Raw genomic sequence first — 21,772 nt, 5'->3', positions numbered from 1 at the left:
CCGAACTCAATAAAACCGGGGGTTCTTGAATCCGTGGTGAGTCGGATTCCGCAATAACGGTGAGTCGTTTCGCGGAAAAGCGGCGGAACCGTCCGATTCTGTCAAATCTGGAGCCCGGTCGCAAGAGCGCGCAGCCCTCAGCGGACTCGGCCAATCATCAAGAGGAGGCCACCGACCTGCGGAAGCAACGACAGCAGCAACAATCGGAGCATCGCGAAGTCCGCCGCTGTGGGATTAGCATTCCCGGCACTGAGCCAAGCGACGATCTTACTCGCGGCCTCGGTTTGCGGATCGACGGCCCGCTCGACCGAACTGACCGCAGCATTCAGCGCACGCTGACGCTCGATCACGGTTTGCTCGCGCTCGCGACAAAAGCGGCCGACGCCGCCCGCGCATTCCCTGTCACGCGACGTCATGGCATCACGTAACGCGTCCTGAGCAATCGTCACGGCAGGTGTGACGCGTGACGCGCGAGCCAGGGTGGAATCCGCGATGTTGACGGAGGCGAACCCCAGACCAGAGATCAGAGCGAAAACAAAAGAGGCGGACCATACCAGCCACGCCACTGCCGAAGTCACTCGTTGCCGTTCAAGCCAAAGCCTTGCGGCTGCTGCAGGCACCGTCAGAGCAACGACGTCATTTGCCATGCCGCCCACAACGAACGTCCAGCCTGCCAGATCGGTCGATCCGAGCGTTCGGGCGAACCACCCATTCATAACGAGGCCGACGCCGGCGAGCGCCAGTGCCGCCGTCGTTAGACAGTATGAAGCGATCGAACTCCGCTCCGTGACGTGACGGCGTGACACCGTTACTTCGTCCGCAACGCGAGACGTTACGCCTTCCGTGACGCGTGACGTCACGTCTTTCGTGACGAGTGTCACGGGTAACGCGCTGACCGTTACCGGCGTGACCGTGACGTTCGTCGTGACTGGTGGCTCGAAGGCGGCGATTTGATCGCCGATCGGGCCAGGCGAACCGATGCCGGCAGAAGCCAGCGCAATCTGGCGTTTCTCCCGCTGGCGCTGGCGAAAGGCCCGTTGTCGTTCGGCTCCCGTTTTCGGCCGGCGAGATACGTCGGTCGGCGCCGCCGGTGCAGTGCTGCTGTCACTCATCGAAAGCGGCTCCTTTCGGTTTTGACGTCTTGGACGATCGGCGGTCCGACGGGATAGTGTCGTCATCAGCCGAATGCTCGTCGAATGGCTGCTGTGTGCTCGATCCAACACCTTCACGATGTCGCGGGGCATGAACGCTTCGTTCGATGATCGGAATGACGTCTGCCCTGCGCCAGGCGAAAGTCGTCGAACGTCCAGGCGGATCGACCGAATGCGCCGGCTGTACGCCGCGGCCATCCATGATGCGCTTGACCCCTTGAACGCTGATGTTCAGCCGCCTCGCGACCGTGGAGGTAGTGACATAGCTTTCGTTGAATCGTCGGACGCTCTCCCCGTTTACCTTGTACTCCGCCTGCAGCACCCCAGCCTTGACGAACGCGACGATGTCTTCGGTCGGCATGTCGAGATACATCGTGACGTCCCGACGCGTCATCTTCGTCGGGGTAGGGGCCGGCGCAACTTCGTCGACCATTGTCTCAACGAGCCCGACGGCCTTAGCGGACAGGACCACTCGCGAAATGAAGCCGCCGCGGCGTTCCGATAGCCAATACTCAATTCGGCCATCGAGACAAAGTTGAACCAGCCTCACCAGCAGGCCGCCGCCGGCGCCGCCGGCATCCAAAACCGTTCTCATCAAAGGCTTGCCATCTTGGAAGCCGGCCGCGCTCGCATTGGCTTCGATCCTGCTTCCGAACCGTTCGATTTCGGACTTATGTACGGATGGATCGCGAAATCTTGCCAGAGCACCGGCGGCGAGGTGGATGTGGCCGGACCCAACCAATCCCTCGATCGCGAACATGGGCAGACCCGTGATCGCCACCAGGCGATCGATCAACAAAACCTCCCGACGGGCCTCCAGCAATTCAACGAGTTGCCGCTCGTTGTAATAGGTCGGGGCGAACTTCTCGTCCCCGGTCTGGATGACCTCGATGTCCTTGTTCTTCGCGAGCGAGGTCAAGAAGATCGTGGTCACATCGTACTTCGTGAGGGCCTCGCGGTAGGAGATCATCTCATCTGCACGCTCCGGAGGCGCCTGATAGCTGCGTTCGGGGGCTGACCCGCGGACGGTCTCATAGTGGCCGGCGATCGCGAGTTCGATCGCGGCCTTGACCTTCGGAAGCGCGCCGTAATTGTCACCGAAGTCGGCCAAGGGCCCGAGCTCTTTATGGCGGCCGTAGTGCCCAGTGCGCGTGCCGGCAGCATCATTCAGGATCTTCACCAGGTCGCCGAAGCCGTCTGGCCAGTTCAGAACCGCGCGAGCGGACGACATGAGGTTTTGATGCCAGTCGGGAAGAGCGAAGCACGCCGCCCCCCTCAGTTTGAACCGATCGGGAAAGCGTCTGCATAGGTGGTTGCCCAGCATGACGATCATGTCGAAGACTTCCCACCCATGCCATGACGCGAAAGCCGGGGGCAGCGCACGCATGGCGTCGGGGTGACCGGTCAGCAAGCCCGTTGCCGAGCGGTAGAGGGCTAGTTCGTCCCCAACAAGACGCGGCAATTCCAGATCCCGCAGATCCGTGGTGGGACAAAAGTCGTCGTCGAGACAGTGTTCGCAGAAAGGGATGCCCTGCGCATAATTCCAGCCGAGTGGCTTGCCGCATGCCGGGTTCGGGCAGTCGGACGTCAGCAATTCGCCGCTCTCGGGGCAGTACCGCAGCGGTCGCAGTGCCGAGAGAGCCCTGTGATGCGGCGAAACGCGAAGGGATGCAGGAGACACGCGCCGAAGAGCCGGTTCGCGCATCAAGCGTCGGACCGGCGAACCGAAATGAGAAATGAAAGTGTTCGGCAGCGAGCCCTGAACCTCGATGGGCAACTGCATTCTCGAGCGCAGTTCTGCTTCCTTGCAGCCGAAGAATTGTGCGAGGCTTTCAAGATCAACGGTTTCGCTGACCGGAAGAAAGCGTGCCCGGAGCGTCTCAAACCCGGCGAGCTCCAGCACACGGATGACCGAAGGATGCCCGTTGTCGTCGCAGGCTCGTGCGACGAAGCCCATGAGGCTTTCATCAGGTAGAGGAGTCGTCGGGATTGGGAAGGTGTTCATGGATGGGATGCCCGAACTAGTCTGCGAACGCTTCGGCATGGCTCGCGAAGTGGTTCTCCTTGATCCCGAACAGCAACTTGCCGCGATCGATGGCGACGGCGAAATGGACCGGGAGGAGGGTAGTGGCGCCGCTCTCAAGCGCGACGCGGAGGGCAGCCTTCATGATCCTCTGACACAGGCCCAGTCTTCCGCTGGCCTGGAGGAACAGGCAGCCGATGGTCTCGGCGTCCTCGAGCGTCTTCGTGCTGATGAGGATGCCCATCTTTTCGATTTCGGTTTTGAACGTCTTCAGGAAGGCGACGAACAGCGCGCGGTCGTCGGCGACGTCGGGATTGCCTCCCTTGAGGTCGAACCGGATGTGCGCTCGCTGGCCGAACTCCTCGCTCGCATCGAAAATGTCCGCGGCCTTTTGGGTTCCGAACAGCCCCAGTGCGCAGATGCCGGTGTTGAGGGTCTTCTTCATTGCGTCGATGACGCTCTTGGTACGCTTTCCGGTGTCGCTGGCGATGAAATGCTGCACCTCGTCGCAGAGGCCCAATTCGGTGCCGAGCTTGTCGGTCAATTTGCCGAAGCGGCGCCGCAGCACGGATTCGTTACCCTTCTCGGGATCGGGGTCTTTCAAGGCCGTCAGGGCATCGACGTGGAATTGTCTCTTGTTGGCGTCGACCGACAGTTCGAAGTCGAACACTGCCCGCCTGCCCACCTGCCAGTTCTCGGTTCGGCAGACATCTTCGTAGTAGGTCTTGATCACGTGAGATTTCGCCGTGCCGGACGGTCCGATGACGCAGATCAGCGGAAGCGGACTTGGCTTGATCGTCATTCCGGGGTTTTGTTTCGCGAATTCGACCATGTCGGCGCGAGACTGGTTGACTTCGGCGCGGACGATGTTCAGCGCGCGATGAATCTCGCTCAATAGTTTGTGCGGGTGGCGAATTCGCTCGAAGAGCGCTATGCGCCGTGCGATTTCATCTGGCGAATAGATTGCAGGGGTCATGGTGTAGGTCTCACACGCTGGTGTCGCCGGCGTCGGTCTTGCCGGCGTTGCGCTTGCGGAAGAAAGCTGCGAGCGAGGCGTCGACGCCCGAGGCAGGCGAAGCCGGTCCGGCCTGGACCGGCGGCGCGGGGTGGTTCGTTGCGGCATCCCGGGCAAAGGCCGCCACAAGGTCGGCCCTTTTTGCTGAGCGAAGTTCCGGAGCCGACTGCTTGGCCTCCTTCATGCGTTCCTTCGTCCGGCCGTCGACCTTCTTGCCCTTGCTCCGGCCGCGTGCGGGGCCCGGCGGCGGGACGCGATTGCCATCGGGAGCGAAAGCGGCGACGTCGATTTCGACGTCGTCCTGCGCCATCCCCCCGACCGTCGGAGGGGCCTTGGTCTTCAAGGTGATCTTGCCTTCGATGAGCTCCGAGGGTTCGTGGAGGATGCGGCGTTGCTGTTTGATAGCCTTGAACGCCGCCGCCGGTATCTGTTCCTCGACCGCTTCGCGGAGCCGGCGGCGGGCCGCCAATTGTTCGGACGGCGTCGAGAACGCGATGCTCTCCTGCTCGGTCCAGATCCGCAGGATCCGCCAGTGCCAAATCGACAGACCGGCGGCGCCTTCTCCGGCGATGTTGGGTAGGCGGATGTATTCCTTCCGGAGCTCGTTCCAGACGCTGATGGCTTCGATGTTCGCCGGATTGTACTTGAACATCACTTGGGGGTTCAGGGATGATAGAAGCGACTTGCGGCGTTTCCGCCGCGGCGCCTTGCCGCCCAGATCGTCCATCAGGGCCCCCGTGGTCTTGGGGTCGTGAAACTCCATGTTGTCGAACTTGATGCCGGACGTCGTGAGCACCCCTGTTTCCAGCGCGCCGAAGGCCTTGTCCAGGAAGTCGATGTCGCCGATGAACGGGCGCTTGTGTTTCTGCTTGGATTTTTCCCAGGCCAGCGCCGGCGGCATTCCGATCGTCGAATGGGGTTCGTAGTGGTAGACGTCGTTGATGCACATGTTGACAAGCTCGGTGAGCTTGCTCAGCGGAATGGTCGCGACCTCTTTGGGGTCGATACCAAGTTGCCGCATGACGTCTGGTTTATAGGGGATGCCGCCAGGAAGCTTATCGAGCAGCATCTTCTTGAGCGTCAGGAAGAATCTTTCGATCACGGCCTTATACTGAGGCCGAGCGACAGGAGCCCACTTGACGTGGACCTTGGCGTCCTCGCAGGCCGATTGATATGATTTTCCGGATTGGGCGAGCTCGTTGTCGACCACGACCGTGGTCGGCTTGCCCCATCCGTCAGACGAACGGACGATGGTCGGCCATCGTTCGTTGATGTCTTCCTTGGACATGTTGACGCGCTTCAAGCACGCCATCGCGGTGTAAAGACTCGGGGGTTCGTACGTGATGATGACCGCCAGGATCATCCTTGTGAAAAGGTCGATGGCGACGGTCAGCGTGGGCCTGCCCAGCGGAAGCATGAATTCGTCGTCGAGCACACACCAAGTGTCGAGGACCGTGCTGTCGATCAGAACGACCTCGAGCAGCTTGGATGCGGGTATGGGATGGTAGTTGCCGGCGAACTGTGCATCGGCGCGTGCCTTACCGAACTTCCGGCAGACCGTTTCATAGCACTCCGCCGAGTTGATGTAGGCGCGCACGGTTTCATCGCTGGGCTTGTGCAGCGGCTCGATGAGCGCGGTATCCGTGGCAAGGCGCTTTGCGGCTTCGTTGAACCAGCCATCGAATTCGGCGATCGAGTCGCTCAGATGGCGGCCGCTAGTTCCTTCTTCCCAGTGCCAATCGATGATTTTTTCCAGGAGTTTGCCAATCTCCGGATGCCAGCGCTGGCGCGTCACCGTGCCCGACTTCGAAATGAGGAACCGGGCGGTCAGTTGCTCGATATCGGGGTACTTGAGGATGTGGCGATGCATGGCGCCGGAACTCGGCATCCAGGTATGGCCGAGCTTGCGTGCCTCCGTTGCATGCTCTTCGACGAAATCGTCCAGACGAGGGTGGTGGAGGCTCGTCGGGTTTTGGTGCCATTTCTTCAGAAAGAAGAACAGCGAACGGGCGTCATTGACTGCTTTACTGTCATCCTTGCCGGGGGCGAGGTCTTTGTCACCGTCCGCGATGATGTCGCCGTTATGGTCCCGGATGATGGTGTGGGCGCGGATTTCGCATTCCTTCAAGAGCTTCCCGAATTCGTCTTCGGTGCAGGTGAACTCGGCCCCCTGGCCGGGCTCCACGGGCATGAACAGCATGCGAGCCAGTGGCAATTCGAGCGCATAGCGGTACAGGTCGCGCTTTCGTTCGATGACATCGTTTTGCTTGATGGCGAGAGAAACGGTCACGTAGATTCCTCAGAGCAACGGCGGCGAATGGCGGCGCAGTGCGTCGTGATCCACGCGCATCACCGGGAGGTCGTCCGAAACCGGCAGCTTCAGGTCGAAATAGACCGAGCGGCGGACCACCAGCGCATAGAGCAGCGGCGCGCCGCCGACGATTTCCGCCGCCTTGCCGAAAGGCAGCGCTCCTGCGGCTTCGTCGATGGCGGCTTCCAGCGCAAACTGGCGGGATGACGGGATCTTTGCATAGGCCCAGGTGCTGATTTCGTGGGCGTTCCTGTACAGGCGGCCGCCCAATATCTGCTTCTGCACGAGTGTCCGGAACGTCCAGCCTTCGCCGGCATAGACCTCGCGGACGACGTCGAGTTTGAATTGATAGTGGGGCTCCTTCTTCCTGCGATCGTTCTTTCCTTCGGTTTCGATGATCTCGACCGTGCCGTCGGCCAAGTCTCTGCGCAGGTCCGGGAAATAGATCAGCGGCGGGCTCTGCCACGGCACAGGGATCACGACGCGATGCGGTTGGGCTAGGACTCTGATGACCGCCTTGTCGGCGTCGCTGATCTTCAGCAGCCCCTCCTCATGATCCGCCTCGCACGGGAGGCCTGCCCCGTTCGCCTTGAAAGCGGGATACCGGCTGGTAGGTTTGATGTGCCGGCCGTTGATGATGAGGCGCAGCGGTCCGCCGTCGTCGGATTCGACGATGCGGGGTCCGCTCTGCACCAGGCCGGCGGCGATCCGGCTGATCCGGTTGTCTCGTTTCGTCAAAAAGCTCTCCGTGAGTTCGTAGACGCCGGTTTCGGCAAGGCTTCGCCGTTCGCCGGGAAGGGTGTTCCCGGCGGGGCGGTGAATTGCGGGGATCTGGGAGAAACCGGATGGCCGAGACCTTGCCATGCCCGCGCCAAGCTGTTCAGGTGCGGGTCTCTGTGATGGCGGTGTCCGGTTTCTCGAAGTCGGCTACCCTTGAACGAAAGGCGGTCCCGTTCGCGCGGGGCCGCTTTCGTTTTTTGGCCTATGGGGTCGTCCGTCTCCTTTCGCTTTGGGCCTCTTTTGCGTTTACGGGCGGGAAGATGACGATCGCTGGTTTCGGTCGCAACGAGAATCTCGGAAGCCTCGCCGGCCCCGCCAAATCTACGATCGCCACCTTGGGCCAGCACAACTGGCTGGTTGAATCTGTTTGTGTGGCATAGGCTGACGTCGTTTCGGGCTCCATCGCCAGGTCCATTGCCGACTCGGGACTTGCAAACTCCGGATGGAGGGGAATCCGCGTCCGAGGCCGCGGTGTCGGCACTACCGCCGCTTGTGACAAAAACCTCGAATCCTTGAAAAGCGGGTTTGGCCGGACTCTGGCTCGCAAGGACCGCGGCAGGGTCCGTTCGCGCTCTGGCGTCCTGTCGCGGACCACAAAGCCAAGTTTTCCTGGGTCTCGACAGATCTGTGGAAAACCTCGCGCCTGCGACCTAGAGGCCGCCCTTTTCGAGGGGGGCCGGACCGGCGGGCGACGCAAACCGATCGTAGGTGCAAGGTCGGGCGCTGAATTTGGGGGCATCAGGACCATCAGAAAGCGCATCTTTCTCTCCTCAATTGGCCTAGAGCTCGACCCAGTCGGCCACGATGGCCTCCTCGCAGGCGCGCTGCAGGAGCTTCCAGACGGCTTGCCGGCGGTCGTGCCCGAGGACCCGGAATTCGGCGACCCCTGCCGGCTCGTCCGTCAAGGGATTGGCGGACCGAATGGCCACGACCTGGTAGTCCGACACGTCGGCGAGGTTGCTTTCGTTCGCGATGCGCAGCGTCCCGACTGTCCGCCGCGCGGTCTCGAACCCGCCGGGGAAGATCTCGACCGTCACGACGAGCATGGCGTCGTCTCCCTCTTGTCGGCATAGACGCGCAGCGCGGCGGCGGCCGCAGCGAGCCGCTGCACGATCCGCGCGGGGCCGGCGCCGGGGCGGAATGCCGCGACGAGGTCGGTGAGGTCGAGATCGGCCGCGATTGAATCGTCGAGCGGCGGGGCCGTCCGCTTCGAAAACCTGGCAATCGCCGTCTTCAGCACGGTGCCATTCGGATGCGTGAGCCGGACCGTCGTGTCCGCGGCGCCGATCAGCGCTCGGGGAAGCAGGTCCAGATCGGCGGCAATGCCGACGACCGATTGGCCGCCCGACAAGGCGAGGGAGACCGAGGCAGAGCTGGTCGAGAATCCTCTGTCGCCCGGAGTGGGGCCATGCCTGGTCTGCTGCAGCCAGCGTTCGCCGAAAGTGCTCCGGAAATAGAGCGAGACCGGCATGACCCAAGCGGTGCTCGGCACATGGACGATGGCGCAGAGCGCCTGGTTATGGCGGAGGCGGCGCCGCAGCTCCGGCGTCGTGGCCGCCTCGAAGGCCGCTCCGACCAGAGCGGTCACCGCGTTCGGGCGGTCGCCGTCCGGCGGGGCCGCGTCTTCCTCGGGTTCGAGGAGGAAGTTTCCCTCGACCTGGTCGTCGTCATCGTCGTCCTCGAACCGGCCGAGCTTGGGGTCGTAGATGCGGTCGATCAGCGGAGCCGTGCGTTGATCGTGGCGTCGTTTCGGAGTCATGCGGATGACGGTGCCGGACGGGCGACCGCGTGTCGGCTTTTTCATGTGCGGGCTCTCAACATGGTGGATGGACCGAGCGGTTCGGACGTCAGGTCGATTTCGAGCAGGTCGGCGCAGGCGAGCGCCATCACGGCCGGCGAGGGGTCCTCGCCGCTGCGGATGATCTCGAGCAGGCGGCCAAGCTCGATCGGGCCCTCGTCGGCAACGGTCTTCAGGATATTCAGGCGCAGCGGGACGGGCACTGGCCGGTCTTTGTATGACCAGACCAGGCGCGCATTGGATCTGCGGGGCTCGGTGCGCAGGTCCTCGGCCGTGACGACGAGCGGCTCCAGACCGAGGTCGCGCAGCGCGATCTGGATGAGACCCTCCTCGTCGAGGTCGCGCACGCGGCGCGCCGGCACGACGTCGAGATGGAATCGTCCGCGGTCATGCTGCAGGACGACGACCTCTACTTGCGCGGCCCCAGCAGGCGCCGACGGAACGTGAAGGATCGACCGGACCGCCGGATCGAGAGACGCCAGGACGAGAGCCTCGCGCAACGCAACGTGTCGCGCAGGGACCGGGGTCGGGGTCTTGGCGGATGTGAAGAAGTCGGGGCGGCCGCGGCGGGTGGGAGTGAACATGACGAAGCATCCGAAAGCATTGAAATGACGGGGCGAGTTTCGGCGGGCTGATGGTTGTCGTCGATCATGGACGTTTTCCCTTTCAGATCTCGATGACGTAGTTCACGTCGAAGTTCGGATTGTCCCAGGTCTCACCCTCGCGCCACGGGCCGTAGCCCTTGGCGTTGCTAACGATGCGCGTGCTGCGGACCTCGAAGTCGCGACTCTCATGCGTGTGGCCGAACACCCAAAGTTCAGGCGCTCCCTCGCGGATGAGATCCCGGAGATCGCTGGTATAAGCCGCCGACGAAATGTCGTGTTCGCAACCGCGTCGCATGGCTTCCGGCACCGGCCCCATGTGCGTGACCACGACGTTTCGCCCACCCTTCCGCAGCTCGCGCGCGATGAAGTCGCGCGATTGCAGGTGGCGCGTCAGGGTGTGCGTCGGGCGCAGCCGGAATTCATAATTGCCGTGCCGGATCTTGCGGTAGTCGTTCATGACATCGCCAGCGACCCTCATTGCGTATTCCGGGTCGTCGAACAGATCGAAGTCAGTCCAAAGCGTCGCGCCCAGGAAGGTGATGCCGTCGATGGAGACGGCTTCGTTCTGCAGCACGTGGATGTTCGTCCCGGACGCGGCCGCGCGCGCTTTCTCGACGGTCCTGTCGATATCGCAACCGTAAAATTCATGATTGCCTGCCACGTAGATGACGGGCTTGTCCTGCACGCGCTCGATAAGCCACGCGACGCCTCTCTCCGCCCGCGGAATCAGATCGCCGGCGACGACGAGGACGTCGAATTGAGGGCGCGCGTCTCTGGGCGGCAGGTCCCACCCGCGCGTGAGTTCGATATGCAGATCGCTGAGTATCCAGAGCCTCATGTCAGTCCTCGCCTTCATCTTCGAGAGGCTCGGCATCGAGCATCAAGGTGAACATGATGAAGCATCCCAAACCATTGAAAGGGCGGCGCGGGTCTCCGTGCGAATCTGGTTGTCTAGCGTCGATCATGGCCGTCCCCCTTTTCAGATCTCGATGACGAGTTTCTCGTTGAAATTCGGGTTGTCCCAGCCGCGCTGATGGCCGGGCCACGGGCCGTAGCCCTTGGCGTTGCTCACGACCCGCGTTGTCTCGCCGATCTCGGCGTCGAAAGACGAGTGGGTGTGGCCAAAGACCCATAGATCCGCCGGCTGCAGCGCGCCGCTCCCGTCGTCCGGCACCGACACCATCAGCCGCCGCCTGAGATCGCTCCGATATGCGGGATCGAGCGTATGATCCTCGCCCGATCCGCCGGGGTCGTCGGTCATCTCGGGAATTGGAGCGTGGTGCGAAACGACTACGAGTTTGCCGTTGCGTCGCTTGCGCATCTCGCTCTCCAGGAACGCCACGGACGTGAGGTGCCGAGTAAGCGCGTGTCGTGGCAGGAAACGCTGCCGGTAATTCGCGGTCCGGATCTTCTTGAAATCGTTCATCCGCTCGCCCGCGACCGCCATGCCACGATATGCGTCGCCGCGGATGGCGAAGTCAGTCCAAAGCGTGCAGCCGGCAAAGATCACGTGACCGATCCGGACGCACTCGTTCTCCACCACGAACACGTTCGTTCCTTCGGCCGCGACCCTGGCCTTTTCGAGCGTGCGATCGATGTCGCCGCCATAGGATTCGTGATTGCCCATGACATAGATGACCGGCCGGTCCGCCACGCGTTCGCGCAGCCACGCGACGCCGCGCTCCGCGCCTGGGATCAGATCGCCGGCGATGATCAAGACGTCGAAAGCCGGACGATCGGCTGCTGCCGGCAGGTCCCAACCGCGGGTGAGTTCGATGTGGAGGTCGGACATGATCCAGAGCCTCATGTCAGCGGTCCTCCTCGTCGGTCGGAGTTTCATCCAGGGACTCAGCCTGACTGAGGCTCTCGATGATGCGGTCTATGAGCTCGACCGGCATCTCGTCGATGCCGAGCGCGAACTGCACGTCGGCGGAGCCGCAGCGTGGGCATTCGTGGCCGCCGATGTAGGTAAACTCGCCTTCCTGCCCGCAGGCGCGGCAGCGGAATCTGGCCATTTCAGTGCTCCCTGTCGTGCGACGGCGGTTGGCTGAAACGGTCGGCTTCGCGGTCGTAGCGCCGCGCGACGAGACGAAAGCCAGAGGGCGTCGGGAGCCGTACAACGTGGACGTTCTGCTGCCCCGGTCCGGATGGCACGGGCATGCCCTGGCCGTGCAAGACGCAACGCGTCATGTAGATGCCATTGTCATTGTAGAGCCTGCCCTCCGCCCCGCACCGCTCGCACGTGCAGGCGCTGCGGGCCCCCGCGAGCGCCACCGCCTCATGAATCTTCGCCGCCGTTTGCGGCGAAACGTCGCCGCGCCAGTAGCAGCGCAATCCGGCGAACTTCTCCTTGATCTGGTTGAAGTGGACGGTCTCCCCTTCGCGCAGCGCGGTCTCGATCCGTTGGCACAGGCGCTCGAGCAGATCGCGCCAGCCGACTTTGCACCAGGGATAGCCGGATGCCTGCTCCGGATGTCCAACGGGAGCGCGGAAGAGAGCGGCGTGTGCCTCGATGAGGTCGATGCGCCAATCGTGGGTGCGCGCCATCTCACTCCTCCTCGATGTCCAGCGAGGCGGGATCAACGTCAACGAAGGCGTCGTTCTCGCGGTCGTATCGGCGGCAGGTGATCCGGCTCTTGCCGCCGACCACGTACCTGACGATGTAGATGTTCTCGAAGCCAGGGCGGACGGCGACCGGCGAGCGACCTTCGGCATGCGTCGTGCAGCGCGTCGTCAGCCAGGCGCCCTCATAGAGCCGGCCTTCCTCGCCGCAGATCTCGCAGCTACAGGCGCTGCGGGCTTCCGCCAAGGCGATGGCTTCCTCGACCAGGGCGGCCGCGTCCGGAGACAGCGTGCCGTCCCAGTAGACGCGCAGCGTCCCGTACTTGGACTTGATCTGGGTGAAGCGGAATGCACCACCGTCAGGCCGGACCGCGGCCCGGATTCGGACGCACATCCTGTCGAGCAAGTCGCGCCAGCCGGACCCGCACTCGGGGGATCCCTGGGCAGACATCGGTGCGCCGGCCGGCGGATGGAAGAGATCGCGGTAACGCTCGACGAGCTCGACTCTCCAATTTCCAACGACGCCCGACATTACCGACCTCAACGTGACTTAGAACAAAACAAGAACATAGAACGCAAAAGGCGAGCTGGAGTCAAGCGGTTGGTGAAAATTCTTATATAAGAGGAACTCGCACTCTTATATAAGACGGTGCCTTTATGGCTCGCACCGCGGGCGCCTGTCCGATATGGTTAACAAAGTGGAATCACGCGGACAGGTGGAATGGGCGGCAGGAGGAAAGCTCCCGTCAGGGGGCTGCGGACGCCGATCGGCAATCGGGTCAAGGTTTTGGTGATGCTCGATCCCGTGGTCGTCGCCGACATCAAAGATGTAGCGATCGAAGAGAGGCGGGCTGCATGGTCGGTAATAGAGGATGCCGCGCGCGAGTATGTTGAGCGCCGCAAACAAAAGCGGGCAAAGCTGAAAACGTGAGTTGCAGTGCCCGAGGGTCGATGACGAAATAGAGTTCGGTGTCTGACGAACTACTTGGACTCGACGGTTTAGACGCGCAATGGCAGTCCATCGCAGAGCAACCGTCCGAGCACGTCCAAAACGGCCTTACCTGAAGGCCGCTAAGCGAACCGCAATGCATACGCACAGCTCGAAGGAAAGCTATCCGTCGCTCCGCTCATGGACGATGGCCCAGGTCCGCTCGGAAAACACCAAGCCAGAAATGGCGGTGCGCAAGGCAGCGCATGCATTGCGGCTGCGGTTCCGACTTCACCGAAAAGATCTGCCCGGGACGCCCGACCTGGTTTTCGCGTCGAGGCGCATCGCATTGTTCGTGCATGGTTGCTTCTGGCACAGGCACGACTGCCGCAGGGCGAGCATGCCAGCTTCGAACGTCGAATACTGGACCGCCAAGTTCGACCGGAACGTACGCAGGGACGCGCGCGCCGCCGCCGACCTGCGAAAGGCCGGCTGGCGATGTGTCCGCATTTGGGAGTGCGAGGCGAAGAATCCCCGAAAGCTCGCTGGAATTCTCCGCCGAAAAGTCGTCGCGAGGTCGCCCAAGACGCGGTGACTGCCGTCAAGACATCAGCCGCCTCAACGCGTCAGAGCGGTGTCCTCTGGGCGGACTGCGGCGAACCTCAAGGCGTTGAGCGGCCGCCTCTCCAGATCGAACGTGTCGACGAAGCAAAGCTGATTGCCGTCCGGGGCGATGCCGAATTCGCGCGCCGAGGCGGCATCCAGTCTCCAAAGTGGATGGACGACCGCGTAGCGCCGCTCGAGCCGTCCATCCACCGTGCGCTCCTCGATGCACGGGATCCGTCCTTGGGGGCCGACGCGAACGTAGCGAAGCGTCCTCGGTCGCATCGACGTGACGTCCTGCGCGAGAGAGTGGGCCTTCTCGAGCCAACCTCGAAGCTCAGGGTGTCCGTCGAAATTCCCGTCGAGTCCGCACGCATAGTGCGGGTCCATCATCCCGCGCAGGTACGCCAGCGCCAGCCTCCAGTCGAGCAGCGGATGGTATCTGCGGTTTTGATATTGCTGCACGCACACGTAGCACGACGTCGAGCAGCGAGTGACGTGATCTTCCTTCAGAAAGTCCCTGAGAGGCCACTGCCCGTCGTCTCCGAGGACATCCTCGACCAGCCGGACGATCTGAGGACGGCCGTCGGGCCCGGGCTCGCCAAGCCGCCGGCAGAGTCCGGATCCGTTGATCAGCGTGTCCGCGATCTGAAGCATCGGGCTGTCGCCTCTGAGTCGCGGCTCCAGCGCCTCGAACTCGTCCGGAGCCACGTCGAGAACGAGCGCCGCTTTCTGCACCAGCAGATGCGTCGCGCTGACGGCCGCCGACCTGGCGCCAATTCTGGACCGAAGGCCGCGCCGGGCAACGAGATCCAGGTTGAGCCGGCGATTGAAGCCGGTCGCCTCGAGGAAGAGCGCGTCGGTCTCCTTGCGCGCGAGGAGCCCGAAACGCATGCCGTGCGGCGCTGTAAGGGTCCATCTCGGGCTTCCCGCGATCCGCTCGATGTCCGGATCGATGGCCTGCTCGGGAACAGTGACGTTCTTCTGCCAGCCCAGCACGTCGTTGTCGGTGGCGACGTCAGCGCTGAAGAACTTTGCTTGGCCGTTCTCGTCCTCGACGCCGCTGTTCAGGTTCATGATCGTGGTGCCCGCGCCTGCATGCACCGTCAGACTGCCGATCGTGCTGGGAACGCCGTCGTGCTGGATCGTCGCGACCGTCCGGATCGCCATTTGACCGGGCGTTTCGACGTCCTTGGGGGTCGGGCGGAAGTCGGTGCGGAAGGCGCTCGGCGAGACGTAATAGTTGAACGTATCCTCGGCGATGTCGACTCCGCAATCATCGCACGTGACCGGCCCTCCGGGACGGTCGGCCGTGTGGCTCGCAGCGCCGCAAGCGCCGCACCACGCCACGTGGGTCGCCTCGCCGAACCAGTCGGACTTGGGCGGATCGACGACGATTTCCCTTCCGCGCCGCTCCGGCTCAGGCAGGGGCCCCGTGAAGCCGATGACGCGGTGCCGCGCCTTGTCCTTGACGAGAACCGCCCCCGGCGCGAACTCGTAGATCGCCATCTCGAGGTCCCGATCCATCAGGCTCCAGTCGTACTCCTCGGGCACGACGCCGGGCTCGCGCCTCGCGCCGAGATAGAGATTCCGGACGCGGGTCGGCATGCCGTACATCGGCAGCAGCCCCTGCTCGGCCAGGAACTGCGCAAGGCCGCCGCGCACCCGTGGCTTCTGCGCGGCGAGGCCCATGATCTCGCCCATGAGCGTCTCGGGCGCGGACCTGTCGAGAAGCTGCTGGCGCTGCGCTGGCTTCAGCACCGCCGTCCGGATGAAGCGTTGACGGACCTCCTCCGTTTCGTCCAGAGCCTTGCGGAGCTTGTCCGGCCAGGCGGAGCCCGCCTCGTAGAACTCAGTCGTCGGGACGTACTCGCCGTGCACGTCCGGCGGCGTGAGATCGTCCCCGGGATACGGCAGCCCGTCCCGTATGGCTTCGTTCCGCACCAGCGCGAACGCCTGCCGGAGCCACACCTTTCGCAGCAGCCGCAGCGGGATGGGATTGTGGTCTACCGCAAGGAACGGGGCGGGCGGGGGGTCTCCCGTGATCGACTCCGGATGACGGAAGTAGAATGCGTCGTGGCTGCGGCCGCGGCAGAACGTGGTGACGAACGAGAACGCCTGCCCTCTTCGGCCGGCGCGGCCGACGCGCTGCTGATAATTGAATCGCTGCGGCGGCATGTTCGCCTGATAGACGGTCTGCAGAGAGCCGATGTCGATGCCGACCTCCATCGTCGTCGTCACCGACAGCATGTCGATCTCCTGCGCATGCTGGCCGACCAGGTTGTCGAGGCCCACGAATATGTCCTTGAATCGCCGCAGGCGGTCGGAGAAGTCGTCGGTCTGGCCGCTGAGCTCCTCGCACTTCAGCCTGAAGCGCGGAATGCCCTGCTCGGCGCCGCGCACGATCCGCCGTCCGAGGAAGTTCGAATCCCAAAGCTCCTCGACGGATCCAGTCCGCGGCACTTGCAGCGGCGCGTAGCAGCGCGTGCATCTGCCGACGCCCCGATGCATGTGCACCCGCTCGCATGCGATGCACCGCCAGTACGGATCGTCCTTCCGCGCGATCTTGAGATAGAGCTTTCCGACCTGAATCGTGCCACCGAGCTGATCCTTCGCCGTTAGCCGCCTCAGCACGTCGTCGAGGCCGATCTGCCATTGCGCGCCGAAGATCTGGTCCGCGAACCGCCGCACCTTGTTCGATTCCTGGACATCCTGCGCGGAGTGCCACTGCTTGTAGTCCGTCGGATCGAAATACTGACCTTCCTGGACGCGGTTGCCGCTCGCGAAAACGCGGAGCCATGCGTCCATCTCGTCCGCGGCGTCGCCGTCGTCCTCCGACAGAGACGGGTACGCGAGGCCGGTCTCCTCGATCGCGAAGAAGCTGTTCGCGAAGATCACGTCCTCGATGAGCTCGTACTGGCTCCTCATGATCTCCTGCGAGAGGTCGCCGCGCAGGACGGGGGTCAACGCGCCGGAGAACGTGACTTCGTCAGCGGTCTGGCTGAACGCCTGCCACCAAGGTTGCCGGTTGAAGCGCTTTCTGCCGAACTCGTCGAAGGGATGGATGCCCAGCCGGACGAGCTCCGACGTGATGCGAGACACGCTCGTGCTGTTGACGGAGAACTGCAGCAGGTGGTCGAGACGGACCTTTCGGGTCGGGACGCTGATCGCGCCGCCGCCCGAGTTCTTCTTCCAGCCCTCGATCATCGCGGGGATGGCGCCGGGATCGGTCTTCGCCATCTCGACGATCATCGCGTTCTGCTGGTCCTTCGTCAGATACGTGGCTTCCGCCTCGCTGAGCGCCGCTCTCGCGGCGGAAACGAGTATCTCGCGTCGAAGGTCGCGGAGATGCAGCCGCTCGATCTCGAGCGACTGGTTCGCGGCATCCTGACGGCTGTCGCTGAAGACGATGCTCTTCGCGTCGGCACCGATGGCGTGCAGGAGCTCGAACATCTCGGTGGCGACCATCTGCGAGGCCTTCCCGACGCCGGTCCGGAACGCACGGATCGGAGAGCGGGACCGGCTTTCCCTCGGCCTGGACGAATAGTCGGTCGAGCACTTCGGGCAGCAGAAGGGCTGCGCCGTCTTGGGGAACGCCACTCTCCTCTTCACGGTCACGGCCGCGTCGGTCTGGAAGTACAGATGTCCGCCGATGTGGCCGGGCGGCACGTCGCTGCCGACCGTCGCCGCGCCGGTGTTGGGATCGAGCGAAGCCGGCTCCCAGCGGTCGAACCCCTTCTCGGAGCCCTTCCATGCGTCTCGCCGTGGCCAGAAGACCGCGAATTGATCGAACAGCATCTTGTCGTAGTATTCCGAGATGCCCTTCTCCGGAATGTTCTCCAGGTCCGCCGCCGACGGCAGCATCTCGACGACGGCGCCCGAGTTCTTGTCGCCGCGCTGACCGCCGATCAGGAGCTCTCCACAAGCTTCGCAGTATAGGAGTTCGAACAGGCGGCGGCCTCGCGTCTCGCCTTGCGCCGGAACGCCATGGGAGATGCCCCTCTCGGTCGTCAGATCCTCCACTTCGATTCCGTCCGCCACGGCGCGGATCGATCCGAATAGTCCTTCGACGTTCCGGATGAATCCGTGGAAGCGGAAGGACGGCACGCCCTCCGGCAGCTTGGTCTTGAACTCGGCGTGCTTGCTCTCGGGCAGCGCGCGGACGAGCATGAGCCCACGGACGGCGTCGATCCGAGTCTTGTGGCCGAAAAGGCGAGCGGCGATGTCGGAGACCGAGGTCGCCCGGACGCCGTCGCCGCTTTGGCATGCCGCGGTCAAGGCGGCAGCGGCCTGGACCGCGGCCTGCGCCACGCGGTCGGGTGCGTCGCGCGCGATCCCAAGCGCGCCCAGCACGTCGGCGAACGTGGATCGAATCTCTTCGGTCGGCTCGATCTTGGCGACGAACCCGTGCTGGTCCGGATCGCTCGCCGTGAGCAGGCGCTCGAAGGGCTCCGGCGGGAGGCTCCGTCCGGCCCACGGGAGCACGTTCGCCTCGCCTGGCACGACGCAACCGCGCCAGAACTCGGTCTCCGTCGTCCCGAGGTCGCCTGCTTCCTTGCAGGTGCCGAACGGCGCGAAGAGATCCCGCAGATACCGCAAGCTCTGGGGCCCGCGGACCTCGTCCAGCGGCAGCGAGGCGCTGGACGCGAGGATCCGGAGCTTGTGCATGTGCTCCGGATCGTCGAGGCCGAGACGCTGCAGCAAAGACTTGATCAGGAACGAGACCTCGGTCCCGGCCGAGCCGCGCACCAGATGAAGCTCGTCGATGACGAGGTAGAAATACGCCTTGTCGTCGCTCAGCAGCCAGTCGCGGGTCTCCTCGAACATCCGCTCTTCGACTTCACGGGACAGCATCGTGCCGAGCATCGACGCGTTGGTGACGAGGATGTCCGGAGGCGCGGCGTGCATGTCCCAGCGGCTGACCATCTCGCCGCCGTCCACGCTCGGAAAGATGTAGCGCGTCGGGTCTTCCGGCGGAGCGATTCCCGCTGCGGCGTCGGCCGCCTTCATTGCGTCATGCGCGCGGGCAGCATTCTGGCTCTTCTCGAACGAGCGCATGTCGGCGCGCAGCTTGCCGAGCCGCCGTGCTCGGCGCTTCTTCTCCACCGGATCGGCGAACCGGCGCGGATGACGCTCGTAGCCCGTGACCGGCGTCGCACTGGTGTATTGGCCGAAGAAGATCCGATTGCCCTTGAAGCGGTCGTCCATGACGGCCCGGGCGGCGTCCGAATCCAGCGTCCGGCGGAGACGGACCATCTGGTCGTCGACGAGCGCATTCATCGGATAGAGAACGAGCGCACGGATGGCCGCGCGCCTGGTCTCGCCGCCTCTCTGCGCCCGGTACCGCTCCGAACCGCGCCACCAGCGGCCCTGTAGATAGCCGGGTCCGGGGGCCGGCCAGCCCACCGCCTCGTCGGAAAGCTGCGCGAGCAGCGGCAGCATGAAGCTTTCCGTCTTTCCCGATCCCGTGCCCGACGTCACGATGCCGGGCTTTCCGGGCTGCACGCCCCGGAGCAGCATGTCCTTCTGATGGATGTACGGCGCGAAGATCGACTTGCGCTTGATCTCGCCGTCCGCGGGCTCGCCGTCGAACAACCCCGACAGTGAAAGCTCGGCGAAAGCGACCTTTCCGGCTCGTGAAAGCCGATCGAGCGCCGGATCGTCGATGAGCTCCTCGATAGGCTCCTTGGCCGCCAAGTAACGAAGCACCGGCTCGACGAACGGCGCCGCCGCGAGCATTCCCTCCGACTCGAGCAGCGATCGGCGCGCTGCGGCGGTCCTGCGATCGGAGATACGGAACGCCGTCTCGACGTAGGCGATGAAGAAGTCCTTGATGCGTTCGAAGCCGCCGACCGGGTCAAGCATTCGACGCGCCTCCGGACTCGATCACGCGCAGACCCGGCTTTCCGTTGCTCGGCGCGCCGCCCTTCTCGGCCGCCGCCCGTCGGCGGGCCGCCGCGAGGATGAAATCTTCCGCGTCTTTCTTGAGGAGCGCGGAGGCGACCGTCACCAGGCGAGCGAACCAGTCGACGTCCGCGAAACCGATCTGCACGTCCTTGACCAGAAGCTTCCCGGCCGCTTCGGCGGCTGCAGGCCCGGACGCCGGCTCGATCGTCGACATTTCGATGCGCCGCTCAAGGCGATCGGCAGGCGATCGCGCAAGCGCGGCAATGACGCCAGCCTTCTCCATTGCGCCGCTCGTGTCGATGGACGGGAGCCGCTTGAGAGCCTCTGCCAGCGCCTCGCTAGGCGGCTCCGCGAACGTCAGGCAGATCAGCATGTTTTCAGGGATGACGCCGCTGCGAAGCTTGTCCGCCAGCGTCTCCACCCAGAGATGCGCGGCAGACCGGTCAATGTTGCGGAGCACGCAAACGCGAACCGCGCCCTGACCGGCGCACTCAGCGACTGCTTCGCCCAGTGCGGTTGGCGCCCCGCCGGCGGGACGGACCCAGAGATCGTCGAACGTGATCACCGTCGGGTCGCAGTCGAACGAGACATGCCTTCCTCCGCCGACCGCCGCCGCCAGCAGCGCGACGAAATCGTCGACCTCGCTCCCGCTGAGCACAGGCAGGCTGCCAGAAAGCAGGTCGGTCAGGGCCCGAACGCAGAGATGCTTGCCTGCCGTCGATAGCAGTTTGCTGGCGTCGACCCAGGCCGCTAGTTCGCCGAGCGCGATCGGCTTCGCATCGTTGACGGGGCGGATCCCTGGAATCCGCGCTCTCTCCGCCGGCGCATTCCCTCGGGCGTGCAGCAGCGACTCGATGCGGACGATGCGGTCGATCTCGTCCTTTCGGCTCGCGAGTTCGGCGTCGAGCGTTCGCAGCAGCTGCTGCGTTTCGGCGAGACGGCCGCCCTCGGCGGCGTTCTGCGCCTCGATTTGCGCACTTCTTTCCGCGAGGAGCTCGACCTCGGTCTCGACTTCCGCCTTCTTCGCCGAAATGCCCGCCAGCGCGGCCTCTTCTGCCGTTTTCAGGCGCGCAGTCATCGAGGCCAGCTCGGCCGCCTCAAGCTCGCGGAGCGTTGCGGCTATCTCAGCCTCGCCGCCCGCGCGCCGTTCCTTCAGGTCGGCTTCGAGCGCGGCCGTGCGTTCCTGCACGAGGGTCTCGCTTCTGGCTTGAGCAGCTTCCGCCGCGAGCTCCTCGGTGCGGGCGGTCAGCTGTGCCCTTACTTCCGGATCCGAGCGAAGGACGTTCATGAAGTCGCGGAGCAAGTCGTCGCGCGACTTCATGACATCGGCGAGCCGTCTCGAGCGCATGATCTCGTGCCCGACCCGCGGATCGAGCCGCTCGGCCTCCGAGAGCGAGTTCTCGAGCCTCGCGACGTGGCCAGAAAGGAGCGTCGCCACCTGATTTAGAGCGCCGTCTTCCGCGCCCTCGCTTGCCAGGCTTCGAATGACTTGCGCCAGGAAGTCGGCGTCCGTGCTCCAGTTGACGACCCCGCTCTGCGACGCCGCGGCATCCTTGGCGAGGAGGTCGAGATGGCCGGTCGAGGTCGGCACACGGATGTGCGCGTCCGCCTGGTAGGGCCAGAGCGGCAGCGACCTCAGGTCTTTTGGATCGACGATCCGCGAGCGTCCATCGGGCGAGACCGCCATCCGCACTTCGATCATGTCGGACGCGCTGATGCGGAAGATCTTGTCGCCCGCGAAGCCGTCTTGTCGCCCGGTTTCGACCAGCAGCCTGCGGGCCGCTTCCGGCGCGTAGAGGCCCGACAAATCCTCGAAGGAGACGAGCCGCTTGCCTGAAGCCGCGACGTAACGCTGCCGTTTCGGAGGACCTTCGAGCGAAGGACGCGCGAGCACCCAGTCTCCCGGCTTCAGCGCGGGGCGCACCGCCCTGACCTCGATCTCGCCGCTTTTGCCGAAGAGATTATGGGACGACGCCGATATGTCCGTAATCGCGCCTTCGATCGACTGCGCACGCACCTCGACGAAGGCCGACGGCCCCTGAGTCCTCGTGCAGACGCCCACCACGAAGTTGCTGTCGTTTGACACTTG

Annotated in this window: 19 protein-coding genes; 3 read left to right on the top strand and 16 right to left on the bottom strand. The window is 64.0% G+C overall.

Features of this window, described 5'->3' with window-relative positions; all coding sequences use genetic code 11:
* Positions 1-137 precede the first annotated feature (137 nt).
* The 5 genes from NLM33_RS16035 to NLM33_RS16015 form a co-directional block, all read right to left on the bottom strand.
* Positions 138-1,112: a hypothetical protein gene (locus NLM33_RS16035; RefSeq protein ID WP_254096974.1), complete on the bottom strand. Its 975-nt coding sequence runs from the start codon at positions 1,110-1,112 to the stop codon at positions 138-140.
* Positions 1,105-3,108, bottom strand: a complete 2,004-nt coding sequence (locus tag NLM33_RS16030) for a hypothetical protein (protein ID WP_254096973.1) — start codon at positions 3,106-3,108, stop codon at positions 1,105-1,107. Before NLM33_RS16030 ends, NLM33_RS16035 begins: the two co-directional genes overlap by 8 nt.
* A 64-nt stretch (positions 3,109-3,172) precedes the next feature.
* The gene (locus tag NLM33_RS16025) at positions 3,173-4,150 is read right to left on the bottom strand and encodes an ATP-binding protein (RefSeq protein WP_254096972.1); all 978 of its coding nucleotides are present in this window, start codon (positions 4,148-4,150) and stop codon (positions 3,173-3,175) included.
* Between the two features lie 10 nt (positions 4,151-4,160).
* Positions 4,161-6,479 carry a hypothetical protein gene (locus tag NLM33_RS16020; RefSeq protein ID WP_254096971.1) on the bottom strand — a complete coding sequence of 773 codons (2,319 nt, stop codon included), beginning with the start codon at positions 6,477-6,479 and terminating at the stop codon, positions 4,161-4,163.
* Positions 6,480-6,488: 9 nt separating this feature from the next.
* Positions 6,489-7,238: a hypothetical protein gene (locus NLM33_RS16015; protein WP_254096970.1), complete on the bottom strand. Its 750-nt coding sequence runs from the start codon at positions 7,236-7,238 to the stop codon at positions 6,489-6,491.
* A gap of 107 nt (positions 7,239-7,345) precedes the next feature.
* On the opposite strand from NLM33_RS16015, the gene NLM33_RS16010 reads away from it, so the two are divergent.
* Positions 7,346-7,660 (top strand): hypothetical protein, encoded by a 315-nt coding sequence (locus NLM33_RS16010; RefSeq protein ID WP_254096969.1) that lies wholly within the window; start codon positions 7,346-7,348, stop codon positions 7,658-7,660.
* 399 nt (positions 7,661-8,059) lie between these two features.
* Here NLM33_RS16010 and NLM33_RS16005 read toward each other — a convergent pair whose 3' ends face one another.
* The 9 genes from NLM33_RS16005 to NLM33_RS15970 form a co-directional block, all read right to left on the bottom strand.
* Positions 8,060-8,326: a hypothetical protein gene (locus NLM33_RS16005; protein WP_254096968.1), complete on the bottom strand. Its 267-nt coding sequence runs from the start codon at positions 8,324-8,326 to the stop codon at positions 8,060-8,062.
* Entirely contained in the window at positions 8,314-9,084 is a 771-nt protein-coding gene (locus tag NLM33_RS16000; RefSeq protein ID WP_254096967.1) for a hypothetical protein, read from the bottom strand. Before NLM33_RS16000 ends, NLM33_RS16005 begins: the two co-directional genes overlap by 13 nt.
* Complete coding sequence (locus NLM33_RS15995) at positions 9,081-9,662, bottom strand: hypothetical protein (protein WP_254096966.1); 582 nt, start codon at positions 9,660-9,662, stop codon at positions 9,081-9,083. The genes NLM33_RS16000 and NLM33_RS15995 overlap by 4 nt, the downstream gene beginning before the upstream one ends.
* A gap of 82 nt (positions 9,663-9,744) precedes the next feature.
* Positions 9,745-10,521 (bottom strand): metallophosphoesterase, encoded by a 777-nt coding sequence (locus NLM33_RS15990; RefSeq protein WP_254096965.1) that lies wholly within the window; start codon positions 10,519-10,521, stop codon positions 9,745-9,747.
* A gap of 1 nt (position 10,522) precedes the next feature.
* The gene (locus tag NLM33_RS49260) at positions 10,523-10,648 is read right to left on the bottom strand and encodes a hypothetical protein (RefSeq protein ID WP_256570531.1); all 126 of its coding nucleotides are present in this window, start codon (positions 10,646-10,648) and stop codon (positions 10,523-10,525) included.
* Positions 10,649-10,662: 14 nt separating this feature from the next.
* Positions 10,663-11,490: a metallophosphoesterase gene (locus NLM33_RS15985; RefSeq protein ID WP_254096964.1), complete on the bottom strand. Its 828-nt coding sequence runs from the start codon at positions 11,488-11,490 to the stop codon at positions 10,663-10,665.
* Position 11,491: 1 nt separating this feature from the next.
* Entirely contained in the window at positions 11,492-11,698 is a 207-nt protein-coding gene (locus NLM33_RS15980) for a hydrogenase maturation nickel metallochaperone HypA (RefSeq protein WP_254096963.1), read from the bottom strand.
* A 1-nt stretch (position 11,699) separates the two neighbouring features.
* On the bottom strand, positions 11,700-12,230 hold the full coding sequence (locus NLM33_RS15975; RefSeq protein WP_254096962.1) for a hypothetical protein: 531 nt from the start codon (positions 12,228-12,230) through the stop codon (positions 11,700-11,702).
* A 1-nt stretch (position 12,231) separates the two neighbouring features.
* A complete protein-coding gene (locus NLM33_RS15970) occupies positions 12,232-12,777 on the bottom strand; it encodes a hypothetical protein (RefSeq protein ID WP_254096961.1) in 546 nt (181 codons plus the stop codon).
* A gap of 189 nt (positions 12,778-12,966) precedes the next feature.
* Here NLM33_RS15970 and NLM33_RS15965 point away from each other — a divergent pair, with 189 nt between their 5' ends.
* Positions 12,967-13,176, top strand: coding sequence for a hypothetical protein (locus NLM33_RS15965; RefSeq protein WP_254096960.1), 210 nt, complete (start codon positions 12,967-12,969; stop codon positions 13,174-13,176).
* A 79-nt stretch (positions 13,177-13,255) separates the two neighbouring features.
* Positions 13,256-13,768 carry a very short patch repair endonuclease gene (locus NLM33_RS15960; RefSeq protein WP_371929957.1) on the top strand — a complete coding sequence of 171 codons (513 nt, stop codon included), beginning with the start codon at positions 13,256-13,258 and terminating at the stop codon, positions 13,766-13,768.
* Positions 13,769-13,791: 23 nt separating this feature from the next.
* Here the strand turns inward: NLM33_RS15960 and NLM33_RS15955 are convergent, their stop codons facing one another.
* Positions 13,792-19,641, bottom strand: coding sequence for a DEAD/DEAH box helicase (locus tag NLM33_RS15955; protein ID WP_254096958.1), 5,850 nt, complete (start codon positions 19,639-19,641; stop codon positions 13,792-13,794).
* Positions 19,634-21,769: a hypothetical protein gene (locus NLM33_RS15950; RefSeq protein WP_254096957.1), complete on the bottom strand. Its 2,136-nt coding sequence runs from the start codon at positions 21,767-21,769 to the stop codon at positions 19,634-19,636. Before NLM33_RS15950 ends, NLM33_RS15955 begins: the two co-directional genes overlap by 8 nt.
* Positions 21,770-21,772 lie beyond the last annotated feature (3 nt).

Origin of the sequence: Bradyrhizobium sp. CCGUVB1N3 (assembly GCF_024199925.1) — a bacterium.
GTDB lineage: Bacteria > Pseudomonadota > Alphaproteobacteria > Rhizobiales > Xanthobacteraceae > Bradyrhizobium.
Note: the sequence above shows the minus strand (reverse complement) of the source record. Positions and strands in the feature narration are given on the sequence as shown.

Bases quoted from the DNA above. Each gene is read 5' to 3' on its own strand.
- NLM33_RS15975 (WP_254096962.1), bottom strand. From the start codon at position 12,230: ATGGCGCGCACCCACGATTGGCGCATCGACCTCATCGAGGCACACGCC.
- NLM33_RS15985 (WP_254096964.1), bottom strand. From the start codon at position 11,490: ATGAGGCTCTGGATCATGTCCGACCTCCACATCGAACTCACCCGCGGT.
- NLM33_RS16030 (WP_254096973.1), bottom strand. From the start codon at position 3,108: ATGGGCTTCGTCGCACGAGCCTGCGACGACAACGGGCATCCTTCGGTC.
- NLM33_RS15995 (WP_254096966.1), bottom strand. From the start codon at position 9,662: ATGTTCACTCCCACCCGCCGCGGCCGCCCCGACTTCTTCACATCCGCC.
- NLM33_RS16005 (WP_254096968.1), bottom strand. From the start codon at position 8,326: ATGCTCGTCGTGACGGTCGAGATCTTCCCCGGCGGGTTCGAGACCGCG.
- NLM33_RS15990 (WP_254096965.1), bottom strand. From the start codon at position 10,521: ATGAGGCTCTGGATACTCAGCGATCTGCATATCGAACTCACGCGCGGG.
- NLM33_RS15960 (WP_371929957.1), top strand. From the start codon at position 13,256: ATGGCAGTCCATCGCAGAGCAACCGTCCGAGCACGTCCAAAACGGCCT.
- NLM33_RS15965 (WP_254096960.1), top strand. From the start codon at position 12,967: ATGGGCGGCAGGAGGAAAGCTCCCGTCAGGGGGCTGCGGACGCCGATC.
- NLM33_RS16035 (WP_254096974.1), bottom strand. From the start codon at position 1,112: ATGAGTGACAGCAGCACTGCACCGGCGGCGCCGACCGACGTATCTCGC.
- NLM33_RS15980 (WP_254096963.1), bottom strand. From the start codon at position 11,698: ATGGCCAGATTCCGCTGCCGCGCCTGCGGGCAGGAAGGCGAGTTTACC.
- NLM33_RS49260 (WP_256570531.1), bottom strand. From the start codon at position 10,648: ATGATCGACGCTAGACAACCAGATTCGCACGGAGACCCGCGCCGCCCT.
- NLM33_RS15955 (WP_254096958.1), bottom strand. From the start codon at position 19,641: ATGCTTGACCCGGTCGGCGGCTTCGAACGCATCAAGGACTTCTTCATC.
- NLM33_RS16025 (WP_254096972.1), bottom strand. From the start codon at position 4,150: ATGACCCCTGCAATCTATTCGCCAGATGAAATCGCACGGCGCATAGCG.
- NLM33_RS16000 (WP_254096967.1), bottom strand. From the start codon at position 9,084: ATGAAAAAGCCGACACGCGGTCGCCCGTCCGGCACCGTCATCCGCATG.
- NLM33_RS15970 (WP_254096961.1), bottom strand. From the start codon at position 12,777: ATGTCGGGCGTCGTTGGAAATTGGAGAGTCGAGCTCGTCGAGCGTTAC.
- NLM33_RS16010 (WP_254096969.1), top strand. From the start codon at position 7,346: ATGGCCGAGACCTTGCCATGCCCGCGCCAAGCTGTTCAGGTGCGGGTC.